Annotated in this window: 15 protein-coding genes and 4 pseudogenes; 13 read left to right on the top strand and 6 right to left on the bottom strand. The window is 63.3% G+C overall.

Annotated features, from left to right (window positions below; translation table 11 throughout):
* Nucleotides 1-72 precede the first annotated feature (72 nt).
* The 3 genes and pseudogenes from KB874_RS12975 to KB874_RS23380 form a co-directional block, all read left to right on the top strand.
* Nucleotides 73-1,107 (top strand): PdxA family dehydrogenase, encoded by a 1,035-nt coding sequence (locus KB874_RS12975; RefSeq protein WP_212536982.1) that lies wholly within the window; start codon nucleotides 73-75, stop codon nucleotides 1,105-1,107.
* A complete protein-coding gene (locus KB874_RS12970) occupies nucleotides 1,104-2,183 on the top strand; it encodes a tartrate dehydrogenase (protein ID WP_212536981.1) in 1,080 nt (359 codons plus the stop codon). Before KB874_RS12975 ends, KB874_RS12970 begins: the two co-directional genes overlap by 4 nt.
* 126 nt (nucleotides 2,184-2,309) lie before the next feature.
* Nucleotides 2,310-2,501: pseudogene (locus KB874_RS23380) on the top strand (IS6 family transposase); the annotation flags it as partial.
* Nucleotides 2,502-2,567: 66 nt separating this feature from the next.
* On the opposite strand, the pseudogene KB874_RS12960 reads toward KB874_RS23380, so the two are convergent.
* From KB874_RS12960 to KB874_RS12950, 3 genes and pseudogenes are all read right to left on the bottom strand, one after another.
* A pseudogene (locus KB874_RS12960) lies at nucleotides 2,568-2,991 on the bottom strand (transposase); the annotation flags it as partial.
* Nucleotides 2,992-3,064: 73 nt separating this feature from the next.
* Nucleotides 3,065-3,343, bottom strand: a complete 279-nt coding sequence (locus KB874_RS12955) for a hypothetical protein (protein WP_212536980.1) — start codon at nucleotides 3,341-3,343, stop codon at nucleotides 3,065-3,067.
* A 52-nt stretch (nucleotides 3,344-3,395) separates the two neighbouring features.
* Nucleotides 3,396-3,689, bottom strand: coding sequence for a hypothetical protein (locus KB874_RS12950; protein WP_212536979.1), 294 nt, complete (start codon nucleotides 3,687-3,689; stop codon nucleotides 3,396-3,398).
* Between the two features lie 114 nt (nucleotides 3,690-3,803).
* Between KB874_RS12950 and KB874_RS12945 the strand changes: the two are divergent.
* Nucleotides 3,804-3,986 (top strand): annotated as a pseudogene (locus KB874_RS12945) (transposase); the annotation flags it as partial.
* Nucleotides 3,987-4,086: 100 nt separating this feature from the next.
* Nucleotides 4,087-4,233 carry a hypothetical protein gene (locus KB874_RS12940; RefSeq protein ID WP_212536978.1) on the top strand — a complete coding sequence of 49 codons (147 nt, stop codon included), beginning with the start codon at nucleotides 4,087-4,089 and terminating at the stop codon, nucleotides 4,231-4,233.
* Nucleotides 4,234-4,360: 127 nt separating this feature from the next.
* On the opposite strand, the gene KB874_RS12935 is transcribed toward KB874_RS12940, so the two are convergent.
* The 3 genes and pseudogenes from KB874_RS12935 to KB874_RS12925 all read right to left on the bottom strand — a co-directional run.
* Nucleotides 4,361-8,401, bottom strand: coding sequence for a hypothetical protein (locus KB874_RS12935; RefSeq protein WP_212536977.1), 4,041 nt, complete (start codon nucleotides 8,399-8,401; stop codon nucleotides 4,361-4,363).
* Between the two features lie 457 nt (nucleotides 8,402-8,858).
* Nucleotides 8,859-9,035, bottom strand: a complete 177-nt coding sequence (locus KB874_RS12930) for a hypothetical protein (RefSeq protein ID WP_212536976.1) — start codon at nucleotides 9,033-9,035, stop codon at nucleotides 8,859-8,861.
* A gap of 297 nt (nucleotides 9,036-9,332) precedes the next feature.
* Nucleotides 9,333-9,480 (bottom strand): annotated as a pseudogene (locus KB874_RS12925) (IS5/IS1182 family transposase); the annotation flags it as partial.
* A 478-nt stretch (nucleotides 9,481-9,958) separates the two neighbouring features.
* On the opposite strand from KB874_RS12925, the gene KB874_RS12920 reads away from it, so the two are divergent.
* The 8 genes from KB874_RS12920 to KB874_RS12885 all read left to right on the top strand — a co-directional run bounded on the left by KB874_RS12920 (nucleotide 9,959) and on the right by KB874_RS12885 (nucleotide 19,851).
* The gene (locus KB874_RS12920) at nucleotides 9,959-11,287 is read left to right on the top strand and encodes a S8 family peptidase (protein WP_212536975.1); all 1,329 of its coding nucleotides are present in this window, start codon (nucleotides 9,959-9,961) and stop codon (nucleotides 11,285-11,287) included.
* A gap of 47 nt (nucleotides 11,288-11,334) precedes the next feature.
* Nucleotides 11,335-13,743: a hypothetical protein gene (locus tag KB874_RS12915; RefSeq protein WP_212536974.1), complete on the top strand. Its 2,409-nt coding sequence runs from the start codon at nucleotides 11,335-11,337 to the stop codon at nucleotides 13,741-13,743.
* 43 nt (nucleotides 13,744-13,786) lie between these two features.
* Nucleotides 13,787-14,812: a hypothetical protein gene (locus KB874_RS12910; protein WP_212536973.1), complete on the top strand. Its 1,026-nt coding sequence runs from the start codon at nucleotides 13,787-13,789 to the stop codon at nucleotides 14,810-14,812.
* Between the two features lie 12 nt (nucleotides 14,813-14,824).
* Nucleotides 14,825-16,999, top strand: coding sequence for a hypothetical protein (locus KB874_RS12905; protein ID WP_212536972.1), 2,175 nt, complete (start codon nucleotides 14,825-14,827; stop codon nucleotides 16,997-16,999).
* Between the two features lie 6 nt (nucleotides 17,000-17,005).
* Entirely contained in the window at nucleotides 17,006-17,251 is a 246-nt protein-coding gene (locus KB874_RS12900) for a hypothetical protein (RefSeq protein WP_212536971.1), read from the top strand.
* Between the two features lie 2 nt (nucleotides 17,252-17,253).
* A complete protein-coding gene (locus KB874_RS12895; RefSeq protein ID WP_212536970.1) occupies nucleotides 17,254-17,580 on the top strand; it encodes a hypothetical protein in 327 nt (108 codons plus the stop codon).
* Nucleotides 17,577-18,323 (top strand): hypothetical protein, encoded by a 747-nt coding sequence (locus KB874_RS12890; protein WP_212536969.1) that lies wholly within the window; start codon nucleotides 17,577-17,579, stop codon nucleotides 18,321-18,323. Before KB874_RS12895 ends, KB874_RS12890 begins: the two co-directional genes overlap by 4 nt.
* A 112-nt stretch (nucleotides 18,324-18,435) precedes the next feature.
* On the top strand, nucleotides 18,436-19,851 hold the full coding sequence (locus KB874_RS12885; RefSeq protein WP_212536968.1) for a M15 family metallopeptidase: 1,416 nt from the start codon (nucleotides 18,436-18,438) through the stop codon (nucleotides 19,849-19,851).
* The last annotated feature ends 19 nt before the right edge of the window (nucleotides 19,852-19,870 follow it).

Raw genomic sequence — 19,870 nt, 5'->3', positions numbered from 1 at the left:
CAAGATCGGCCAATCGCCCTGCACAAACAGCCATGACAGCCTCGCTGCACGTTTCGGAAAAGGAAACCCTGAATGACCGACGAATTCCGACCGACCCTGCTTCTTACCATGGGCGATCCGACCGGGATCGGGCCAGAGATGACCGCCCGCATCCTGGCAGAGGGCAGCATTCGGGAGGCCGTGGACATCATCCTTCTGGGCGACCGCCGGATCCTCGAGATGGGTAAGGCGCAGGCCGGGGTCTCCTTCGAGGTCGACCTGATCGACGTGCCAGGCGCGGCCGACCATTCGGCCAAGGCAATTCCGATGATCGATCTGGCAAACATGGATCCCGCGACCATCACTCTGGGGAAGCCGGACCCCAAGGTCGGCGCGCTTGTCGGCGACACGCTGAAGGCCGCTGTCGAAATGGCACGTTCGGGCGCGGTTCACGGCATCTGCTTCGCGCCGCTGCACAAGAAGGCGATGTTCGACGGGGGCTATCGCTTCAATGACGAGCATCAGCTTTTTGCGCATCTTCTGGGCTTCAACGGCGTCTTTCGCGAAATGAACGTGCTGGACGGCCAGTGGATGAGCCGCGTGACCTCGCATGTCAGCCTGCGCGAAGCGCTCGACCTCATCACCCATGACCGGATCATCGAGGCGCTGCGCCTGACCGACACGATGCTGCGCCGCGCCGGGACCGAGGCGCCGCGCATCGCGGTGGCCGCGCTGAACCCGCATAACGGCGAGGGCGGCCTGTTCGGCACCGAGGAGATCGACATCATCCGCCCCGCCGTGGAGGCCGCGCAGGCCGAGGGGATCGATTGCCAGGGGCCGTTTCCGTCCGATACGGTTTATCTCAAGGCCTTCGCCGGGGACTTTGACAGCGTCGTTGCGATGTACCATGACCAAGGCCAGATCGCGACGAAGCTCAAGGGTTTCAACAAGGGGGTCACGGTCACGTCGGGCCTGCCGATCGTTTTCACCACGCCCGCCCATGGTACGGCGCATGACATCGTTGGCAAAGGCATCGCCGATACCGGCGCTTTCGTCACGGCGATCAAATTGGCGACCAAGCTCGCCACCGCGCAGCATGGCGTCCAGTCAGAGGGTCAACCCGAATGAGCCGCAATACCTACCGCATCGCAGTCATCCCCGGCGACGGGATCGGAACCGAAGTCATGCCGGAGGGGCTGAAGGTCTTGTCGGCCGCGGCGCGCAAATTCGACCTTGGGCTTCATTTCGACCAGCATGACTTTGCCTCCGCCGACTATTACAAGGCCCATGGCCAGATGATGCCGGATGACTGGAAATCGCGTATCGGCGACAGCGATGCGATCTATTTCGGCGCCGTTGGCTGGCCCGAGACGGTGCCAGATCACATATCCCTCTGGGGCTCGTTGCTGAAGTTCCGGCGCGAGTTCGATCAATATGTCAATCTGCGCCCCGTACGGCTGATGCCGGGCGTCAGCTCGCCGCTCGCGGGCCGAGTGCCGGGCGATATCGATTTCTGGGTCGTTCGCGAGAATACCGAAGGTGAATATTCCTCTGTCGGGGGACGCATCTTCGAAGGCACCGACCGGGAAACCGTCCTGCAGGAAACCGTGATGACGCGGATCGGTGTCGATCGGGTCCTGAAATTCGCGTTCGAATTGGCCCAGAGCCGACCCAAGAAGCACCTGACTTCGGCGACCAAGTCGAACGGCATCTCCATCTCGATGCCCTATTGGGACGAGCGCGTGGTCGAGATGGCCAAGAATTACCCCGGCATCGAAGTCGACAAGTACCACATCGACATCCTGACCGCGCATTTCGTGCTGCATCCCGATTGGTTCGACGTTGTCGTCGCATCGAACCTTTTTGGAGACATTCTGTCGGACCTGGGACCGGCCTGCACCGGGACCATCGGCATCGCGCCGTCCGGAAATATAAACCCGGAGCGTCATTTTCCGTCCCTGTTCGAGCCGGTTCATGGCTCGGCACCCGATATTGCAGGCAAGGGCATCGCGAACCCGGTGGGCCAGATCTGGGCGGGCGCGATGATGCTGGATCATCTGGGCCAGCCCGACGCCGCCGCGGCGATTGTCGCGGCGTTGGAAGAGGTGCTGGGCGATCCGGACCGGCGCACCGGCGATCTCGGTGGCCGGGCCGGAACAGTGGCCTGCGGCGACTCAATCGTGGCGGCCCTCGAACGGGCCTGATCCGGGAGCGCGGCACCGTCAAGGGAACTTTGCGCGAGGTGGGGTGAGGTGCTGTATGGCGTTTGTGAAGGTCCTGTCAGAGAAACCTGGCTTGAGGCGCGCAGGGTGGTTTCGCGGGCTCAACTGATAGTCAAACGCTCCCCATTTCGCCACTTCAAGACCAGTCCCGAGATCACCGCCAAGCGGATGATGGCGTCCATTCGGTTCCCGCTGTCGCTCCGGAACGTCGGGGATCTGCTGGACGAGCGCGGCATCGATGTCAGCCATGAAACGGTGAGATATTGGTGGCATCGGTTCGGGCCCTTGTTCGCGGCGGAGAAGCTGCCGCTAGACTTTCCGCACGCCATAGACCCGCCAATTCTCTTCGAAAACACGCCAGATCTAGGGGCGCAGAGCCTCATCACGACGGGCGCGGCCTGACAGACGCGTTGGACCAGCCCGCTTCGCCAGATGATCATAGTAGGTGGAGGGGCGATCGGCAGCACCGCGCAGATCGGCGGTCGAGCTCCGCCATCGCAAAATACGCCGAGGCTTTGCGAAGAATCTCGTTCGCCTGGCGCAGTTGCCGGTTCTCCCGCTCGAGCGCCTTCATCTTCTCAGCCATGTCGCTGGGGATGCCTGCGCGCCTCCCAATGTCGACCTCGGCCTTCTTGACCCAGTCGTTCAGCGTGTTCGCCGAACAACCGATCTTCGCAGCAATCGATGTGATCGCCTGCCACCGAGAACCGTGCGAACCGGCGCCGTCGAGAACCATCCGCACGGCGCGATCGCGGACTTCAGGGGAGAACTTGTTCGTGGTCTTGCTCATGATGCTCCATCCTACTCAAGAGTTGGAGCCTCCGGCAAACCCGGTGCGGTTCAGACCGGATGAAGGCCGGCGGCTAGACCGGAAGATCGATGCGATAGCGGCCATCTCCAGTGAATAGCGGATCGGTAAAGCGGCCAAGTATTTGGGCGTCCTTCGGAATAAACCGGTCAAGCCGCCCGATCAGGACATCGCTCACGTCCGTCAAGTCAACGGTCGGGTTCGGCCAGTAATTCGGCTGAAAGATAAAGCTTTCTGAGGATATCCGCCCTTCCAATGCAACGGGACCATCTTGAGCAATAGCGCTTGCGGACACCATGGTCGCGGCAAGAAGAACCTTCAGTCCAATGTTCATTGTGTCTTTACCTCGCTTTCTGGCGTGAAATGATCCCGCAAGGCCTGCATGTTCAGCAATCTCCGGCGGCTACCATGTCGACGGAAGCGTACCGCCCGTCAGCGGTGACGATTCGTGCACAGGCGCCGGCGCTCCGATTGAACCAGTACGCAGTCAAACCTGCGGTGCTGATGAGTTTGTAGCCAAGAGCCTGGACCCCCATTTCGGACTGGCCCGCCCGCGCGCCTTCGAATGCTGACAGGTCACCGCTGTTCCCGACAGCGGGCTGGCCTGCGGTCGGTGCCTCTTCGACGCAAGCGGTGAGTGAAAGGATCATCACAGGGATGCCTACAGCAGCAAGTTTCATCAGCTCTCTGCTATCCTCCGTTCAGCCTATCACCTCAGCCTGACTGGACCAGATCAAAGTGGCTTTGTTGCCTAAAGGCCGGGAGGGATTCACCCCGTGAATCCAGCGTGGTGGCTGGTCTGCTTAAGCACACCGATCCCGCCTGGCTACAAGACCGAGAACTGGCCGGACTATGACGAAGCGCTGAAGCAGCGTGGCTCCCTGACCTTCTGGTTCGATCCGGACATGGTCTGGGTGCCGCCGCCAACCGGCAAGCGTGGCCGGCAGCCGCAGTATAGCGATGCCGCGATTCAGACAACGCCCTCACCGTCCGCGTCATGGCCCTCGTCGCCCTGGCCGAGCGCGAAGCAATATCCCGACGCACGAAGGGGCGCTGGCGGCAGCAAGGGCGCGCGGCGTGAAGCTGGGCAATCCGAATGGCGCAGAGGCACTCAGGCAGGCCGGCAAAGGCGGAGGGACGCTGCAGGACACCGTCGGCCGCAATGCCGATGCCCGCTCCCAGGGCCTGGCCCCGCTCATCGACGCAATCCGCGCCGACGGGTAAAGAACCCTTCGCGCGTTGGCCAAGGAACCGAACAACAGTGGGATCCAGGCATGCCGTCGTGGACGATGGCATGCCTCTCATATCGGGAACCTGTTCAAACGCCTCGCGCGATCAGGCCGCAGCAGCGCTACAACAGCGTGATGTCGTCGATCATCCCGGTGTTGCTGGTTACGCCGGTAAAGGTAATCGAATGCCCGCCGCCGAAATCCAGCACCAGGTTGCCGCCCGATACGCTCGAGAGCGTATCGATCCGGGCCTGGTTCAGCGCCCCGCCCCAGAGCCCCGCGTCGATCTGCAGCGCGTCCTGGCCAACCGCATAGTCCGTCACCGTGTCGGCGTTGATGTCGGCGGCAAAGACGAAGACGTCCGCTCCCCCACCACCCGTCGCCGTATCGTTGCCGCCGCCCATGCGGATCGTATCGTTGCCGCCCGCGCCGAAAATGAAATCGTCGCCGAATGTCACATCGTCACTGTCGAAAAAGACGTCGTCGCCATTGCCCAGATAGACCCGGTCGCGGCCTTCACCGCCGAAAACCGTGTCGTTTCCATCGCCGCCGAAAAGGATGTCCTTCTTGTCGCCGCCATAGATCCTGTCGTCGCCCAGTCGGCCGTAGATGACGTCGAAACCGGCCTCGCCATAGAGCACGTCGTCGCCGTTGCCGCCCTGCATGGTATCGTTGCCCGCGCCGCCAAAGACCGTGTCGCGGCCGTTCGCGCCGCCTTGGCCGTTGTCGATAAAGGTGTCGTTACCACCGCCCATATAGGCCAGGTCACGTCCGTTGCCACCGATCACCCGATCGTCGCCAACGCCACCAAAGAGCATGTCAGCCCCCTGGCCGCCGAAGACGGTGTCGTCGCCGGCCTCGCCCGCGACGTTGTCGCTACCATTGCCGCCGTTCAGCAGGTCGTCGCCCGTGCCGCCGCGCAGCGTGTCGTTGCCCAGGTTGCCGTATGCTGCGTCGTCGCCGTCGCCGCCACCGATCCAGTCATCGCCACTGCGACCGCCAATCGTGTCTGCGCCAGTGCCGCCCGTTAGTGTGTCGGCGTACTGCGTACCCGCGAAATCCTCGCCCGAGTCACCAGCGGTGTAGTTGATGCCCTCCGCTCCTGCAGCAGGGGTGAAGGCCCCGGCAAAGGCGCTGTTGCCAGCATCGAAGTCGAAGATGTCCTCGAAGATATCCATCGACAGAAGATTGAGGTCGCCCTCCATACGCACCACCGGACCCAGTCCAAGGGCAATGCCAACCTCTTCGGGCACACCGGGCAGCGACAGTCCGCCGAAGATGTCGTTGAGCGGCAGTTTGGCAAAGGCTTCGAAATTCGCCTTCAGGAAGTCCAGCGTGTAGCCGATGTTCAGACCGATCTGCGTGTCGTTGAAAAAGGTCGCATCGGGCGTCAGCGTCATCGTGTAGTCGATACTGCCGTTGCCATTCGTATCGACGAGAGACGAGGCGTTCTCGATAACGATCTCGCCCCCTTCGGAGGCGCGCACCTGTCGCGTCGTTCCGTCCTCGAATTCCAGGTCGAAGACCATGTCATCGACCGACAGTGCGAATTTCTGGCTGAAGTTCGCGCCGGTCGAGACGTCGAGATCCATCGCCTCGAAACCTAGGTCGAGCCGGATGAAGTCCGCGATCGCGGCCTTCATCTCGTCGCTGATGTTGACCTTCTCGAGGATATCCTCGATCCCGATGCCGAGATCCAGCGGGTTGACTGCGGCGTTCGGCGGGATGCCGAAGGCCAGGTTCACCAGCACCGCCGCCAGTTGGTCGATATCGACGGTGACCTCGATCACGTTGTCCGATTGGCCTTCGGCCACGAAGAAGCCCAGCGATCCGGCATTTTCAATATCCACCTCGCCGATCACATCTGCGATCGAATTGATATGGAACAGACCATCGACGGTGCCGGCATCGTTCTTCAGCGTGAAGAGCGGCACCACACCGTCGCCATCGGTATCGCCTTCGCCGGTCAGAAGGTCGAAGAAGATCGACAACGCCGTGACGAAGGCCTCGCCGAAATCGTTTGTGGTCAGGTCGGAATAGGCCCCTTCCTGGATCAGAAGGGCGCGGAACTCGTCGCTGTAATCGAGCTTGGCGTTGACGAAATCCAGCAACACGTCCGCCAGTCGGTCCAGATCGAACCCGGCCGGGTCGGTATAGACGTCCGCCGATATGTCTGCTGCCCGGCCGAAGGTCTCTATCGTCGGGAACGTGAAATTGAATCCGAGAATGTCACCCACCCAGCCGGGCAGGTCCGGCGAATAGGACAGGTCGCGCGTGTCGAAATCGATCAGGTCGATCCAACCGGCCATCCGGATGGTTTCCGTCAGTTGCAGCGGGTTCGGGCCGTTCGGGAAATCGAAGACCTCAAGCCCGGCAATCTGGCTGAAGAGATCGACCAGGATGCGGAACTGGGCCCCGATGTCGTAGACGAAGCCTGCATAGAATGTTGCATTCGGGCTGATCGTCTCGAAGGCGACGGTATCACCGTTGGTGTTCGTCGCGACCGCCGTCACGGTGAAGGTGTCGGCGAGTTCGTCCAGTTCGGCCTGCGTGTCGACGCGGTAGTCAAGCGCGCTGTCCACCGATCCGGCGTCAAGGGTCATCTTGACCTGAAAACCGACCTGCGCGTCCACGTCCACCTCGACCCGCGCCTGCAGCTGGATTTCGGTCGAGGTCAGCGCGTCAGCGAGGATGTTCGCGGCATCATTGACCAGCCCGATGGCCTCTTCCAACAGGTCGTCGTACCAGATCTTGTCGGCGAGCCGATCCGCTGCGATGGCATTGTAATAGACCAGGTCGGCGGCCGTCGGTGCCTGGAACTGCAGGATGCCGTTGGCCCACATCGCGTTCAGCGCGTCCAAGCGATCCGCGAGCGCCTCGTTGTAGGCGTTCGCTGCAAGCTGGTATAGGGAATAAAGGCCGCTCACCGACTGGCCGGCAAGGTAGTCGTTCAGATCGTTGAGCGCCTCGAAGGTAGCGGCAACGGCCGCCGACACATCACCCTTGGCCTCGTTCAGCGCCGACTGAGCGGAGTTGAAGCTGATCTGGCGGCTGGCCACGGTCGATGTCCAGCTGTTCACGGCGCTCTGCGCGCTGGACAGTTGCGACTGCAGGCTGCGGGCCGTATTCACGAGGCCGTCGGGCACACAGATGTCGCAGACGTTGTTTGCGATGATGATCGCGTCGAGGCTGCCATAAGCGATCCCACCGAGGAAGCTGGTGATGCTGCTGGTTACGCTGGCCAAAGTGTTCTTGGCCGCGTTCAGCGACGTTTGGGCGGCGCTGAGAAGAGAAGACGCGGTATCGAAGGCGCCTTGAGCGACGGTCTGCGCCGCGATTGCTGCAGTTTCCTCGATCCGCGCGTCCTGCCAGGCGTTCTGCAGAACCACCGCGCCGTCGTAGGTGACCTTTGCAGCGTCCCGCGCGGTTCTCGTGGCGAGAATCTCGGCATCGGCCAGCAGCACCGCGTTGACCAACCCGGCATTCTCCGAGGCAACTTCCCAGGCGGCACGGGCAGCAAGCGCATCGGCGCGCGCGGCCGCTTCGGCGTTGGCCAGACCGCTTGTGGCCGCGGCCGCGAGGTCGTGGATGCCCGCCATCAGGTCCCAATCGATATCGATGGGAACCATGGTCTCGAACTGATGGCCGTCGCGCAGGATGTCTCTTGCGGTTATGACGTCCAGCTGGATTATCCCGTTCTCCGGAAGAGGTGTGACGCTCGTGCTGGTCGGGCCCTTGTCCTCTGTCACACCTGTGGCCGACGATCCGGACGTGTGAATGAACTCGTAGGGGCCGAAGAAACCGTCGTCGAGACCGGGGATTTCATAGGCCGTGCCAAGAGCGGTGCCGATGGCCTTTATCGCAAGCGTGCGAGTGGTCGTGACGCCGTTCTCGTCAGTCATGTCATAGGCGATGACGACAGTCCTGACGACGCCATTCGCGATCGTGGCATACCACGCGGGCGGTTCCCAGTTCAGCGTCTCCCCGTCTATGATCACGCGCCCCCCGCCCTCGAGGAAGCGGACCTTGCTCAATTCGTAGGTCGAACGGCCACCCCCGAGGATCGGGAAATATTCGCTCCACTCGAGACCCACTCGGTCGCCGCTGGCCCAAATACTCTGGTCTTCGGAGATGATACGAATGTCTGTGCTTGTGGACGGCATGGTTCGCCTCCCTAAGAAATTCCCGAAAATTCGGCTTTTTAAACAATATGAAACAGCCTGATCGGCCAAACTATGCGCGATGGAAAATCAGCGTCGCCGTGTTTTCCATCGCTCTCGACCGAGGATACAGCAGAGAATTTATCGTAAGCCAGATTTCAAATTGCGAAAAGCTTTTTCTAGTTTCAGCTCTTCGGTAGCGGGGCGGACCCGGTAAAGATATATTGGTTATACGGCGTTAGCCGCTGAGTGGCAGGCTAAACGTTTCTCCGTGTTGATCCGCTCTTCTGTCACCGCGATCGTCCAGCGAAATCGCCCCGGGTACATGCTTCGGTCCGTCGTCAGCGCGAGTACTGCCAACAAGATGCTGGTTCGATGCAAATCCGATTTGTCCATCTCACGGGCGTGCCCGGCAGTGCCGGCATCAGGCCAAGCCAAAGCATCATCCGAACCACATGCCCTAGGGACTTCGCGGATCGGAACCGCGCCCCTCGATCGCATCGATCGCACGTTTCAGAATACCCTCGATGCGCCCCGCCCTTCCCTGACGTTCGAGTCCGCCGAGCGTCCCGTCCGAGTCCGGCGTTGCGGCATAGATCAGTCCACTCGACCATCTGCTCATCGCCAGTCCCAGCATTGATCCTTTCCCGAAGGAATGCAGAGGAATACCCACTCAAGCGTCAGTTGCTGCATGAGCGCGTGCGCGAGGGTGTGGCAGAGCATGTAGCGCGGGGTGATCGCCTATGGCGGCATTGCGTCGTCGCCATAGCGTTCCCTCCAGTCCGCCTGATGTCGAACCTCGCACTCGGAGACACGTGCAATGACATCGAGTCGGATCTTCCAAGTCGACAGGCGTTCCTCGTTCAGCGCCAGGAAGATACCTTCACTTCGAAACGGTCCACCGGGCTGCTTCCTGATTCTTCTCACCGCCGCAAGTCTGCTGTCGGCCACGCCTGGGCGTCGGCGCATCGCCCCAAGTCATCCCGGTCGAACCAGATCGCCAGCGAGCCGCGGCGCTTGAGCGCCTCGTTACAGTCAGGCCAGTTCCTGGTCTTGTCGGTCAGAGGTGCCGGTCTGCACATGAATTCGGCTACCACGCTGTATTCACGATATTAATTCCCCAAAAGTGTCGTGCAGCAGAGTCTCGCGACAACGCAGGGTGGAAGCTGACTGAGAAACGCCGGCACTTGGTCCCAACGCTGCACCGCCCGACCAGAGGCGTCGGTTCCATGAAACCGAACAGCAGTCTTAGACAGGTCGGGCTCGACCGTTTTGATTTCCGAAATGACCGCTTTCCTCTGTGAAGCTTGGCAGACCCACCTTGGCACATCGATGTCGTTGAGGGGCGACCAGATCACCAAAGCCCGCATTCGCCCGACACCTCCCCGAGCCAGGCGACCGAAGCGCGAAGGCACAACCTTGGCTTGCGGATACATGTTATAGTTGCCCTTAAAATGTGTTAACGTGGAATTTACCGACAACTTTGAATCGATTCGATTGGTGACCTGTCTATTTCAGGTTGTTTCCTGGTGAGCGCCACGACCATCTGGGACCCCGGTCATGAAGCCACATCTCGTGATCAAATTCGCGCAACACGTCGCGCGGCCGCAGGGGCCAATCCCGGATTGGCAGCAGTTCATCCATGACAAATCGCTGATCGTCGACCGTCTCGAGCCGCAATTCGACACCGCCATGCGCGAAAACGGGCTGGATTTCTGGGTTACGCGCGAGTTTTCGCCGCGCAGGCGCAGTTGGTCCGAGGATGAGGTCGCGGCCGGCCTCGACAGGATCTTCCGGGTCATCCTGCGCCGCGAAACCGGTCTGCCGCCGGAACTCGTCGCCCGCATCCAGCTGAACCCGTCCTTCGAATATGTCCGTCCGATCGTGGTAAGCGGTGCCCCCGAGCCCGAACCCGTGCGCGCCGCATCGCTGTCGGATCTCCGCTTCGACACGTCGCGGACGCGGATCGGGCTGCCGCGGGCGCACATGTTTGGTCGCGGCGACAGGGGGATCCGTGTCGCGATCCTCGATACCGGGATCGATGCCCAACACCCCGAACTGGCCCATGCCATCGAATCGCAGGCCGATTTCGTCAACATGGAGGGGCTAGACACCACGCAGTTCATCGGCGACCTCACCGGCTACGACAAACTGGCCGAGGACGAGGTCGGCCACGGCACGCATGTCGCCGGGATCATCGCCGCCCGCGGCCTTCAGATCCCTGAAGGCGTGGCCCCGAATTGCTCGTTGGTGGCGGTGCGCACCTTGGCGACGATGCGCGACGGTGACGCGCTGGTGGGCGCAGGCATCGTCGACAACATCAACGTGGCGATCAAATGGGCCGTCGACGCAGGCGTCGATGTGATCAATGCCAGCCTGGGCATCCGGCATGCCGGCGGCGGCCTGCCGCATGAAGAGGTGATCGCCTACGCCCTGGCGCGCGGGGTCACCGTCGTCGCGGCCAGCGGCAATGACGGCACGCCCGAAAAGTACTATCCGGGCGCGCTGCCCGGCGTGATCGCCGTGGGCGCTGGTGACCCGACCGGGGCAGTCGCCGGGTTCAGTTCCTACGGCGCCGAGGTTTCGCTGATCGCCCCGGGCACGACGATCGCCAGTACGGAAATCGGTGGCGGCTACAAGCTGGCCAGCGGCACGTCGCAGGCCTCGCCATTCGTGGCGGGCGCGGTAGCACTGTTGCGCGCCCAGGCACTGGCCCGTGGCGAGAGACTGAGCGACCGCGACGTGAAGGAAATACTGATGCGCACCTGCGACCAACCACGCGGCCCGCTGCGCGACCGCCGGCGCGGCTATGGTCATCTCAATCTCGGCGATGCCTGCCAACTTCTCAACAACACGCTTCGGCAACGGAACACCCGGCTCGCGGCGTGAAGGACGACGGGCCCCTAGGGGGCGACTGAAAAGGATTGGAACGGTCTATGAGCAACTCGCTTCTCCTGAATGGCCCGACAGGTTTCAACTTCAAGCGCCCGACCATCGGGCGGATCGGCGCGACCGATCAGCTTCACCCCTACGTCGAGGCGGCCATCGACGCGATGACGGCCAGGCTGCGGACCGGCTTTCCCGCACCGGAACCAAGAGCCAGCGAACGGGTCGAGGAACTGGAGGCGCTGGCCGCCGAGAAAGATCGCGATGCGCGCGAGGCGCAGTCCGAGTCGGACCGCGGCGCGCGGCTGATCGACGAGGCCTACGAGGAACACGCCAAGGCCGAGGACTATGCCGAACGCAAGACCGCCGAGCACGACGAGGCCCTGCGTCAGGTCGAGGACAAGACCAGGGACGAAGAGCCCAAGCAGACCGGCGCAACAGCGCGCAGCGCCAAGACCGCGGGTGCGGGCGCACAGACCGCGGCGCCCGACCTCAAGACGCTCAAGGCAGAGCGGGACAAGGCCCGCGCCGCCGCTGACCGGGCACTGGAGACGCTGGAGACGGTCAAGAGCCAAGCCGCCGGCTACACCGAAAAGGCGCGCGAGGCCAACCGGCTGGCCAAGGAGGCCGGTCGCCATGCGGCGGAGGCCCGGCGACGGCTGACGCGGGCGAAGGATGCGGTGGCGGAGATCCTCGGCCTGCCGATCTTCAGCCGCGATCCGCAGGTCCGAACGCTGTTGTCCACCCCGAGCAGCCCGGGCGACGTCGACCTCAGACAGCTGATCGATCGCTACGGTTACACAGCGGAATTCTATGCCGTCCGCCGCCTGCTGGCGAAGAACGCCAGTCGCCTGTCCTTCAACCTGCGCAACCTCCTGGCCGAGGAGGAGGTCGTCGAGTACCTGTTCGCGCGCGTTCTCCTGGTCGAAGGCATCGACGAGTCCGAGGGAATCTTCAACGCGATCGTCGACGAGGATCGCGGCGGCGAGCTGATGTATCGGTTCGCCAGTGAATACGCGCTCACCAGGTTGCGCAACGAAAAGCGGCTGGCTATCCCGGAAGCCGTGCTCGGGGCGATGGTCGCGCGCCTGCACGAAGAGCCTGTCCTGCTGCGGCGCGACCCGTTCGATTCAACGCTGAACATGCTTGCCGCTGAATTTGTCTACGGTGATGCGGAACTGGCGCTGATCCTGAAGGCCGAGCAGGTGCTGGGCATCAACATACCGGCAAAGCTCCAGCCTGCCCTGGTCGACTATATACGGCGCACCAACGAAGACATCACGGTGATCAACGACCAGAACGCACCGTATTTCATCTCGATCGCGCTATCAAAGCTGCAGAAGGAGGATGTCGCGTTACGCCCCGCCGCCTATGGCGACACTGTCGGGGTAGAGGACTATTCGGTCAGCTATTACGAAGACCGGATCACCGCGCCGGAATACGAACGCGCAAGCGTCGAGGCTGCCGCGCAGATGTATCTGACCATGGTCTGGGGCGACATGCTGGGCGTCTTCCCTGCGGTCGACCGGATCGCGATGCAGAGCGCGGGCGACGGCCAGGCGCCGATCCTGCTCGAGGTGCGGTCGCGGGAATTGTCCGACGATCTGCGGATGTATGTGCTGGACGAAGAGTTCCGCGATCTCAAGACCGGCCGGGTCAGCCGGCGTGTCGCGCCTGCCGAGCGGCAGATGTTCTACCGGCAACTGTTCGGCCTTGGCGACGCCCCGGTCGTCGAGGATCAACACGTCAACCCGGATTTCCAGCGGTACTGGGCAGTGCTGATGATGGAGACCGTCAAGTATATCGGCAAGGTCGAGGAAAACGGCGACAACTACAGTTCGATCTCGGCCTCCAAGGTGTACCAGGCGATCGAGGATCTGCAGTACAACCTGTCCGCCTATTGCACCGGCCTGCCCAAGATCGCCGCGCCGACGATGTATGCCGAACTGGATTTTGTCATCCGCCGCATTCTCGACAGCGACGATGTCAAGCAGCAGCTTGGCCGGCGCGGGTCGCAATCCTTCTGGAAGGTCATCGAACAGGTGCGCGGCATGCAAGACTTCACGCCGCTACGCAACAAGGGCATGTACGGACACAAGATCCTGTCCACGGTCGCGCGCGCCACGCCCGCGCTGGTCGAGGACCAGTCCGCCTTCGAGGACTTCATTGCCAGCGTGGAAGCCTTCATCCTGGCGGAGGACCAGCTGGCCGAGGCTGGCGGCTCGATGGCCAGCCTGCAGTTTCCCGGCTTCTTCGGCTTCGATTCACCCGGCATGGGCGGCTTTCCGGGCATGAACGGTGGCTATCCCGGCATGCCGGCGGGCGGCTTCCCGGGCATGCCCGCAGGGCTACCCGGAATGCCGAACGGAATGTTCGGCAGTCCGTCGGGAAGCGGCATGCAGGACGCCACGCGGTCTTCGAACGGGGCGAGGTCTCCGACTGACGACTGGAATTTCTAAACGAAATTGCCGCTGACCGTCACATCGTTTCAGGAGCCCCTCAATGCCTACCCAGTATGCCGTCCCCGAAATTCAGCAGCAGGCCCGCGAGGCCGCGCGTCAGCAACTGGCCCGCAGCGCAATGTTCCGGGCGATGACGCTCGACGAACAGCAGGACGTCTATCACACGGTGGTCGACGACAATTACCGAAAACTCGCCCGCCAGCAGGGTCTTTCGACCGCGATGGTCGAGGGGTTCAAGGACTACAATCCGGGCTTCGAAGAAAGCGTGGATTCCTTCGAGGACCTCGTCGACTCCGTGGATTTCCCCGCATTCGTGGCGGATCTTCTCAAGGCGGTGTTCGACGCCAATATCTCGGTTCAAAAGGCGCAGACCGACGATTTCATCCGCCTCATGCGCGAAGCCACCAAATCGACCTCCGATTTCCTCAAGAAGGTCGATGACGAAGACGCCTTCGCCTATCTCGTCGAAAAGCCGAACAGCCAATACAACCTGTCGATGGAGGAAGACCCGGAGGGCGGCTCCAAGCTGGCACTGACCACGCCCGAGGGCGAACCCGTCGACATGGACGACAACGAGGTCAAGGCGGCGATCATGGATGCCAAGATCGCCATGGCCAAGGAACATCGCGCGGCCTTGCGCGAAGTCATCCTGATGGGCGTGTCTCGCCTGGTTGTCGACAAGGGTGAAGTGGAGGCCGCCGTCGAATTCCGCATCACCGCGAAACGAGACAGCCGGAAGAGCCACAAGGATCAGAACATCAACGTGTTCAATGCCAGCGCCTCCTACGGTGGCGGATTGATCGGATCGATTTTTGGCGGTCCGAAAGGCAGCATGAGTGTTTCGAATACCAATATCCAGGTCAATACGTCGAACCAGACCGCCCAGGATGAATTGTTCGCGAAGCTCATGGGTCGCGTAAAGATTCAATTCAAAAGCGACTATTTCAAGCTCGACAATTTCGCGGACATGTACGGCGCGGGCGGCGTCGCCGCGCTGCAACCTCCGCAGCAACAAGGTGGCGTTCCGGCCGTTCCCGCGGGCGCGTCGCCGCGGCAAGGCGGGTAAGGACATGACGCGATGGCCCTCGCATTTCTCTCGATTGAGGCGACATCGGCCAACGCGGTCGAGGCGAAGGCCGATATCGGGTCGAATTCTCATTTCGAATTCCTCGTCGGGCGTCGGGATCCGTCGCAATACCAGTCCCGCTGGGGCGACGACGATCTGGCCGAGGTTTCCTATCGCTCGGGCGTGCGCTCTGCCCCGCAAAGCCTCAATCCGCTTTCCCGGACATTCCGGTTTTCCGTTCCACTGCGGCATTTCGATCGGGATCATCCCGATCTGCAATTGCTCAGCTACGCCGACAGCGAGGGCAACGGCACGGCCCGGTCGCGCGTGTTCCGTGTTGCCCCGCTCTCGCAGGGCGGACGGCTGGACATGGCAGAGTACGAACACGGACCGCCGCGCATGATGTCGCTTGGTGATCATATGGCCGACCTTGGCAGATCAATGGGGGGCGGGTCGGGGGACCTGTCCGCGTCGCGTCCGGTGCGCCGGATTCCGCTGTCGTTCCAGGAATCCGCGCTCAGCCGCGCGCAATTCGTGGACGGACTCCTGCAGGTTTTCCAGGCGGTGGCGCCGTCTCTTTTGCAGGCCTTGCCGCAACTGATCCGCAGCATCGGCGGCAACGGGTCCGGCGGATCGGGTAGCGAAGCGCGGAGCGGGCTGGATACCGACGCACTCGTGGCCCTGCTGCGCCAGGTCGTCGAGGCCTTGCCCAGAAGCAGCGGCGGGAATGGTGGCGGCGAAGGCACGACCGCTGCGCCTGGGCCGCCACCGCCACCGCCACCGCCGGCCGAGGCCGCGTCGATGCGCCGCCACATCCACCATCCGCTTGGCCACATGACGTCCGAACGCCGCTATGCCGCCTCTCTTGGAGCGCGGCGCATACCCTATGCGCACCAGATGGACGGCGGCGTGCTGTCGGGGCCGATGCTGGCCGCCCTGCTGGGACCGCTGCTGCAACAGGCTCCACAGTTGCTGGGCGTTCTGGCGGACAAGCCGCTCGATTTCCTGTCCACCATTATCCGGGCCGAGGCCGAAAACGACCTGCAGCGCGAACGCAACCAGCAAGCCTTCATCCGCGGGCTTCTGGCGGAAACCAACCGCTCTCTGCTGCTGGATCAACTGATGCAGAACATGGGCGGAGGCGGCAATGCCGCAGCTTTGCTGCCGCTACTGTCGCAGACGGCCTCGAACACCGATCGACCGCGCGCCGAGCCTTCGCAGGCGGTCAAGATGCGCTTCGTGCTCGGAAAGCAGATGGAGATCGATGGAAAACTGAAATCGGTCTTTTCCTCGCAGGGAAACGGCATCGCGCTGCGCTTCATTCTCAAGCCGATGGGCGAGACCCCGAAAGCACCCCTGCCCCGCGCGATCGCCGACCTGTCGATCGCCGATCCCGGAACCGGCCAGGCGCTGCTTCGGAAATCCTTCCGGCTGCGCGAGATCCATACCGACAAGCCGGTGCCGCTGTTTCTGGAGGACGACGCGCTGACGCAACTGCCCCGTCATCGCGACCTGCACGTGTCGGTATCGCTGCGCTGGCCTGGCGCACAGGGCCGGGTGCTCGGCGTGCGTGGCCATCACGCGATCTGTCTTGTCGACGGGCTGGTTTTCGCCGGTTTCGGACGCACCGGGACAAGCGTGCTCCACCTGTCCGACCCCACAGCGCATCGCGCTTTCTGGAACAAGATCTGGGAAGGCAGTTCTGCGGCGGATCCGAACGAGCGGCGCTGGGAAATCGACGTTCTGTGCCGCTACTACATCCGCGCCACCGGCAAGGCTGACAGCAACGGTAGGATGGAAACCCGGATCGCACCAACGGCCTCGGGCGACACGGCGACCAAAATCGCAGGCCGCATGCGCGCGGGGATGGAACTGAGCCTCGATATGCTGAACGACGCGCTGGCGCTGCAATCCGACCCGCTGGACCCGGAGGAGTTGTCAGCGATCAAGCATGCCGATCTGCGCGCCGCACTCGACATGGAGGCGACGACCCGGCTGCGTCTGCGCGGCAAGGATCACGAATTGGGCACCATCTGGGCCTTTCCCAGCCTGATGATGCGCGAGGCGCTGTTCCGCGAGCCGATGGCGCATGACGATTTCGGCCAGGTCACCGAAATGCGCGACCGCACCCGCCTCTTTCCGGTGCCTGATCGCATCCACTTCCTGCCCATGAAGACAAAGGGGTGAGCCGCGATGATCGAGTCCTATGCCCGCCACCAGGAAACCGCGACCGCTCCGGCACCAGCCGGTAGCTCGGATTATGCCGATGGACTGCCGCAGGACGTGGCGCGGGACGGCCGGGCCGAATCCGGCGCGCTCGATCTGCGCACCTTGGCCGTGCACTTTCCCGGTTACGAAATCGTCGATCCGGTCACCGTGGCCCTGCGCCCCGTGACCATCGCGATCCCGCCGGACCAGAACCAGGGGGGGACGGGCTGACCATGGGCTGGAGCGCCGATATCGACGAGGCATTTGCCAGCTTGGCCGGCAATCTCACGGCCTTCATGGACCTCGCCGGAACCTACGAAGACGGGGCGCGCACGCAAAGGCTGCGGGCCACACGGATAGAGATCGAAACTCCGATCGAACTGGACCTGCGCACCGCGGATGGCGGCGTCGCGGCGCTCGGGACGGCGCCGCCGATCTATCATGCCGAGACGGGCATCATGCCGGTGTTCCACACGCTGAGGATCACGCTGGTCCCGGTTGGCGAACTGGCCGAACACACATCCACAACCCCTGTCGATCCGAGAGGGGGTGCGGCATGAGCAATGAAAGCTGGCGGCTCGAGTCCTTCATCGACTCCCTCGTGGTCGAGCTGGACCAGGCACGCGAAACGCTGGCGGTGAAGTCGATGAACCGGCCATTGTCCTACGCCGTCAAGGATCTGTCCCTGGACCTGCAGGTGTTCCCAACCTTCGACGGTGACGATGTGCGTTTTCGCACCGCCGAGCCGCAGCAGGAAGGCTTTTCCACGATAACGCTTCAGCTGGCCTCGATCACCGACCAGCAGATCCGGGCCACCTCCAAACCGCCGCCTGCACGCGGCGAGCTGCAGCTGGAATCCGCGCCGATCGATGACGAGTCGCGCCGCAAGCTTAAGCGGCTGGGAGTCCGTTCGGTTGACGACATCGAAAGGCTGGAACAGCGCAACGTCGACCTGAAAAGCGCCTCGGGCGGCACCGTCGACTATTCGAACCTCGCGAACATGATCCGCCAGGCGCGACGCGGCAAGACTCCGCCCCAGGTGCGCAGTGCTTCAGTCGAGCCGGGCGACAACGGCCCAGTGTTGCGGATCGAGGGCGACAACCTCTGCATCAGCGATGAGCACGAACCTGTCGCAGTCGTAAACGCGCAACTGGGAGAAGTGCTCAGCTATGGCCCCGACCGAATCGATGTCCGCGTGCATCGCGACGTGTTGGCCCGGGCCATGTCGGACGTCATTCTCACACTCGATCCTTACTGCATCGCGCGGTTCCGGATCGACAACCCGGAGGTTTTCGATGCCTAGACGCGGTCGCGATCCAATCCGTGAGCATGCGTCGCTGCGACAGTCGGGCGTCGTGCAAATGCTGGCGCGCCGCCCTGCCCTACCGGTCTACACTCCTGCGCGTCCGGTCCTCATGCGCAGCTTCGACGACGGCCGCAGCTTCGCCGCACCGGGAACGCCCGACGGCAACGGCGCGTCCGGCGCATCGGAATACGACGTGGCGACGGCCAATCCACGCTTCGACGCAGCCGCGGCGATGGGGTTGACCAGGGCCGCGAACGGTGGGGAAAGCTGTGATGTCGCCGAGGCCAATCCTGGCTTCGACCCGACGCCCTACGAAGACGCGCCCTCGCCCGCCTCGGCGCCGCCGGCCCCGGCAACCCGCACCGCGCCATCGTCCCAGTCGGCACCCACGGCCGCGCCACGCGGACAGGCCGCCGCGCCCATGCGGTCCCCGGCGAAGGCGGCTCCGCCCTCCCCGCGAACATCGGAAGCAAGCACACGCGCCAACGCATTCACCTCGCGCGAGGTGCGCAAGCTGGTCCAGGACGACGATTTCCGGGCCGATCTCGACGCCATACTGAACGGCGCGAGCACGCCGCCGAAGCCGCGCGCCGAGGCGCAATCGGCGCAGCCAAGGCGTCCGGCTCCGCCTGCGCCGACCACGCCCGAGCCACCTTCGATCGACGACGCAGCCACCGCGCTGTCCGATATCCCGAACGAACATGCGATCTTTGACAAGATCGCCAAGAACATGCGCTATGCGACCGCCTATGACCTCGCTTCGGTCAGCCTGAGCCGCCGCTTCGACAGTTTCGACCGGCACACGCCAAAACGGCCTCCTGCCGCGCGCGACATGACCAATCCGCAACCGGCAGCCGGCTCGACCACGGGCGCTGCGGAACGGATGCCGTCCGCGCCGCCGCGCAGGCCCCCGTCAGCACCGGCACCAGCCGAGGCCGAGCAACCCAGCGATACGGGCGAACACCGGCAGGATACGGCGCCGTTCACACCGCAGGCCAGCGGGTCGAGCGGGCCCGCCCTGTCACCCTCAGACGTCCCGCCGCCGCAGACCTTGCGCCCCTGCTCCGAAGCCGAGCGGGTGGCGAGCTATGGCGACCCTCGCCCGGATCCCGCCGCCTGGGCCGAGGAGAACATCGCACAGGTGGACGTGCCGCAACTGGTCGGCATTCCCTCCGGCGAAGGCGCGCCTTCGAACGGCTCGGTCGCGTTCCACCGGCTGGGGGCGAGGTCGCTGGCAGATCTGTTCGCCGCCTGGGAAACCGCCGGGCTGATGAGCAAGGTCCTGACCTTCGATAACGCGCATGTCCCCGAGTCGCCGCATCCCGGCGGGAGCGCCCATCTCTGGGGGATCGCTTTCGACGTCAACACCGAATGGAACCAGGCCGGGGCGCAACCGGCCGCGGCCGGGGACAAGGGCGCCGTACGCGATCTGGTGGCGATCGCGAACCGGCACGGTTTCGTCTGGGGTGGGCACGACACCCATCACCCAGCCGGACTGCATTTCGAACTCGGCCACAGGAACTGACGCGACTGCGTGGCGCGTC

This window comes from Thetidibacter halocola (assembly GCF_018224955.1).
GTDB classification, from domain to species: Bacteria; Pseudomonadota; Alphaproteobacteria; order Rhodobacterales; family Rhodobacteraceae; genus Thetidibacter; species Thetidibacter halocola.
The sequence above is the reverse complement of the archived record's forward strand: the minus strand, read 5'-3'. Positions and strand labels throughout refer to the sequence as shown.

Bases quoted from the DNA above. Each gene is read 5' to 3' on its own strand.
- KB874_RS12975 (WP_212536982.1), top strand. From the start codon at position 73: ATGACCGACGAATTCCGACCGACCCTGCTTCTTACCATGGGCGATCCG.
- KB874_RS12970 (WP_212536981.1), top strand. From the start codon at position 1,104: ATGAGCCGCAATACCTACCGCATCGCAGTCATCCCCGGCGACGGGATC.
- KB874_RS12955 (WP_212536980.1), bottom strand. From the start codon at position 3,343: ATGAACATTGGACTGAAGGTTCTTCTTGCCGCGACCATGGTGTCCGCA.
- KB874_RS12950 (WP_212536979.1), bottom strand. From the start codon at position 3,689: ATGAAACTTGCTGCTGTAGGCATCCCTGTGATGATCCTTTCACTCACC.
- KB874_RS12935 (WP_212536977.1), bottom strand. From the start codon at position 8,401: ATGCCGTCCACAAGCACAGACATTCGTATCATCTCCGAAGACCAGAGT.
- KB874_RS12930 (WP_212536976.1), bottom strand. From the start codon at position 9,035: ATGCTGGGACTGGCGATGAGCAGATGGTCGAGTGGACTGATCTATGCC.
- KB874_RS12920 (WP_212536975.1), top strand. From the start codon at position 9,959: ATGAAGCCACATCTCGTGATCAAATTCGCGCAACACGTCGCGCGGCCG.
- KB874_RS12915 (WP_212536974.1), top strand. From the start codon at position 11,335: ATGAGCAACTCGCTTCTCCTGAATGGCCCGACAGGTTTCAACTTCAAG.
- KB874_RS12910 (WP_212536973.1), top strand. From the start codon at position 13,787: ATGCCTACCCAGTATGCCGTCCCCGAAATTCAGCAGCAGGCCCGCGAG.
- KB874_RS12905 (WP_212536972.1), top strand. From the start codon at position 14,825: ATGGCCCTCGCATTTCTCTCGATTGAGGCGACATCGGCCAACGCGGTC.
- KB874_RS12900 (WP_212536971.1), top strand. From the start codon at position 17,006: ATGATCGAGTCCTATGCCCGCCACCAGGAAACCGCGACCGCTCCGGCA.
- KB874_RS12895 (WP_212536970.1), top strand. From the start codon at position 17,254: ATGGGCTGGAGCGCCGATATCGACGAGGCATTTGCCAGCTTGGCCGGC.
- KB874_RS12890 (WP_212536969.1), top strand. From the start codon at position 17,577: ATGAGCAATGAAAGCTGGCGGCTCGAGTCCTTCATCGACTCCCTCGTG.
- KB874_RS12885 (WP_212536968.1), top strand. From the start codon at position 18,436: ATGCGCAGCTTCGACGACGGCCGCAGCTTCGCCGCACCGGGAACGCCC.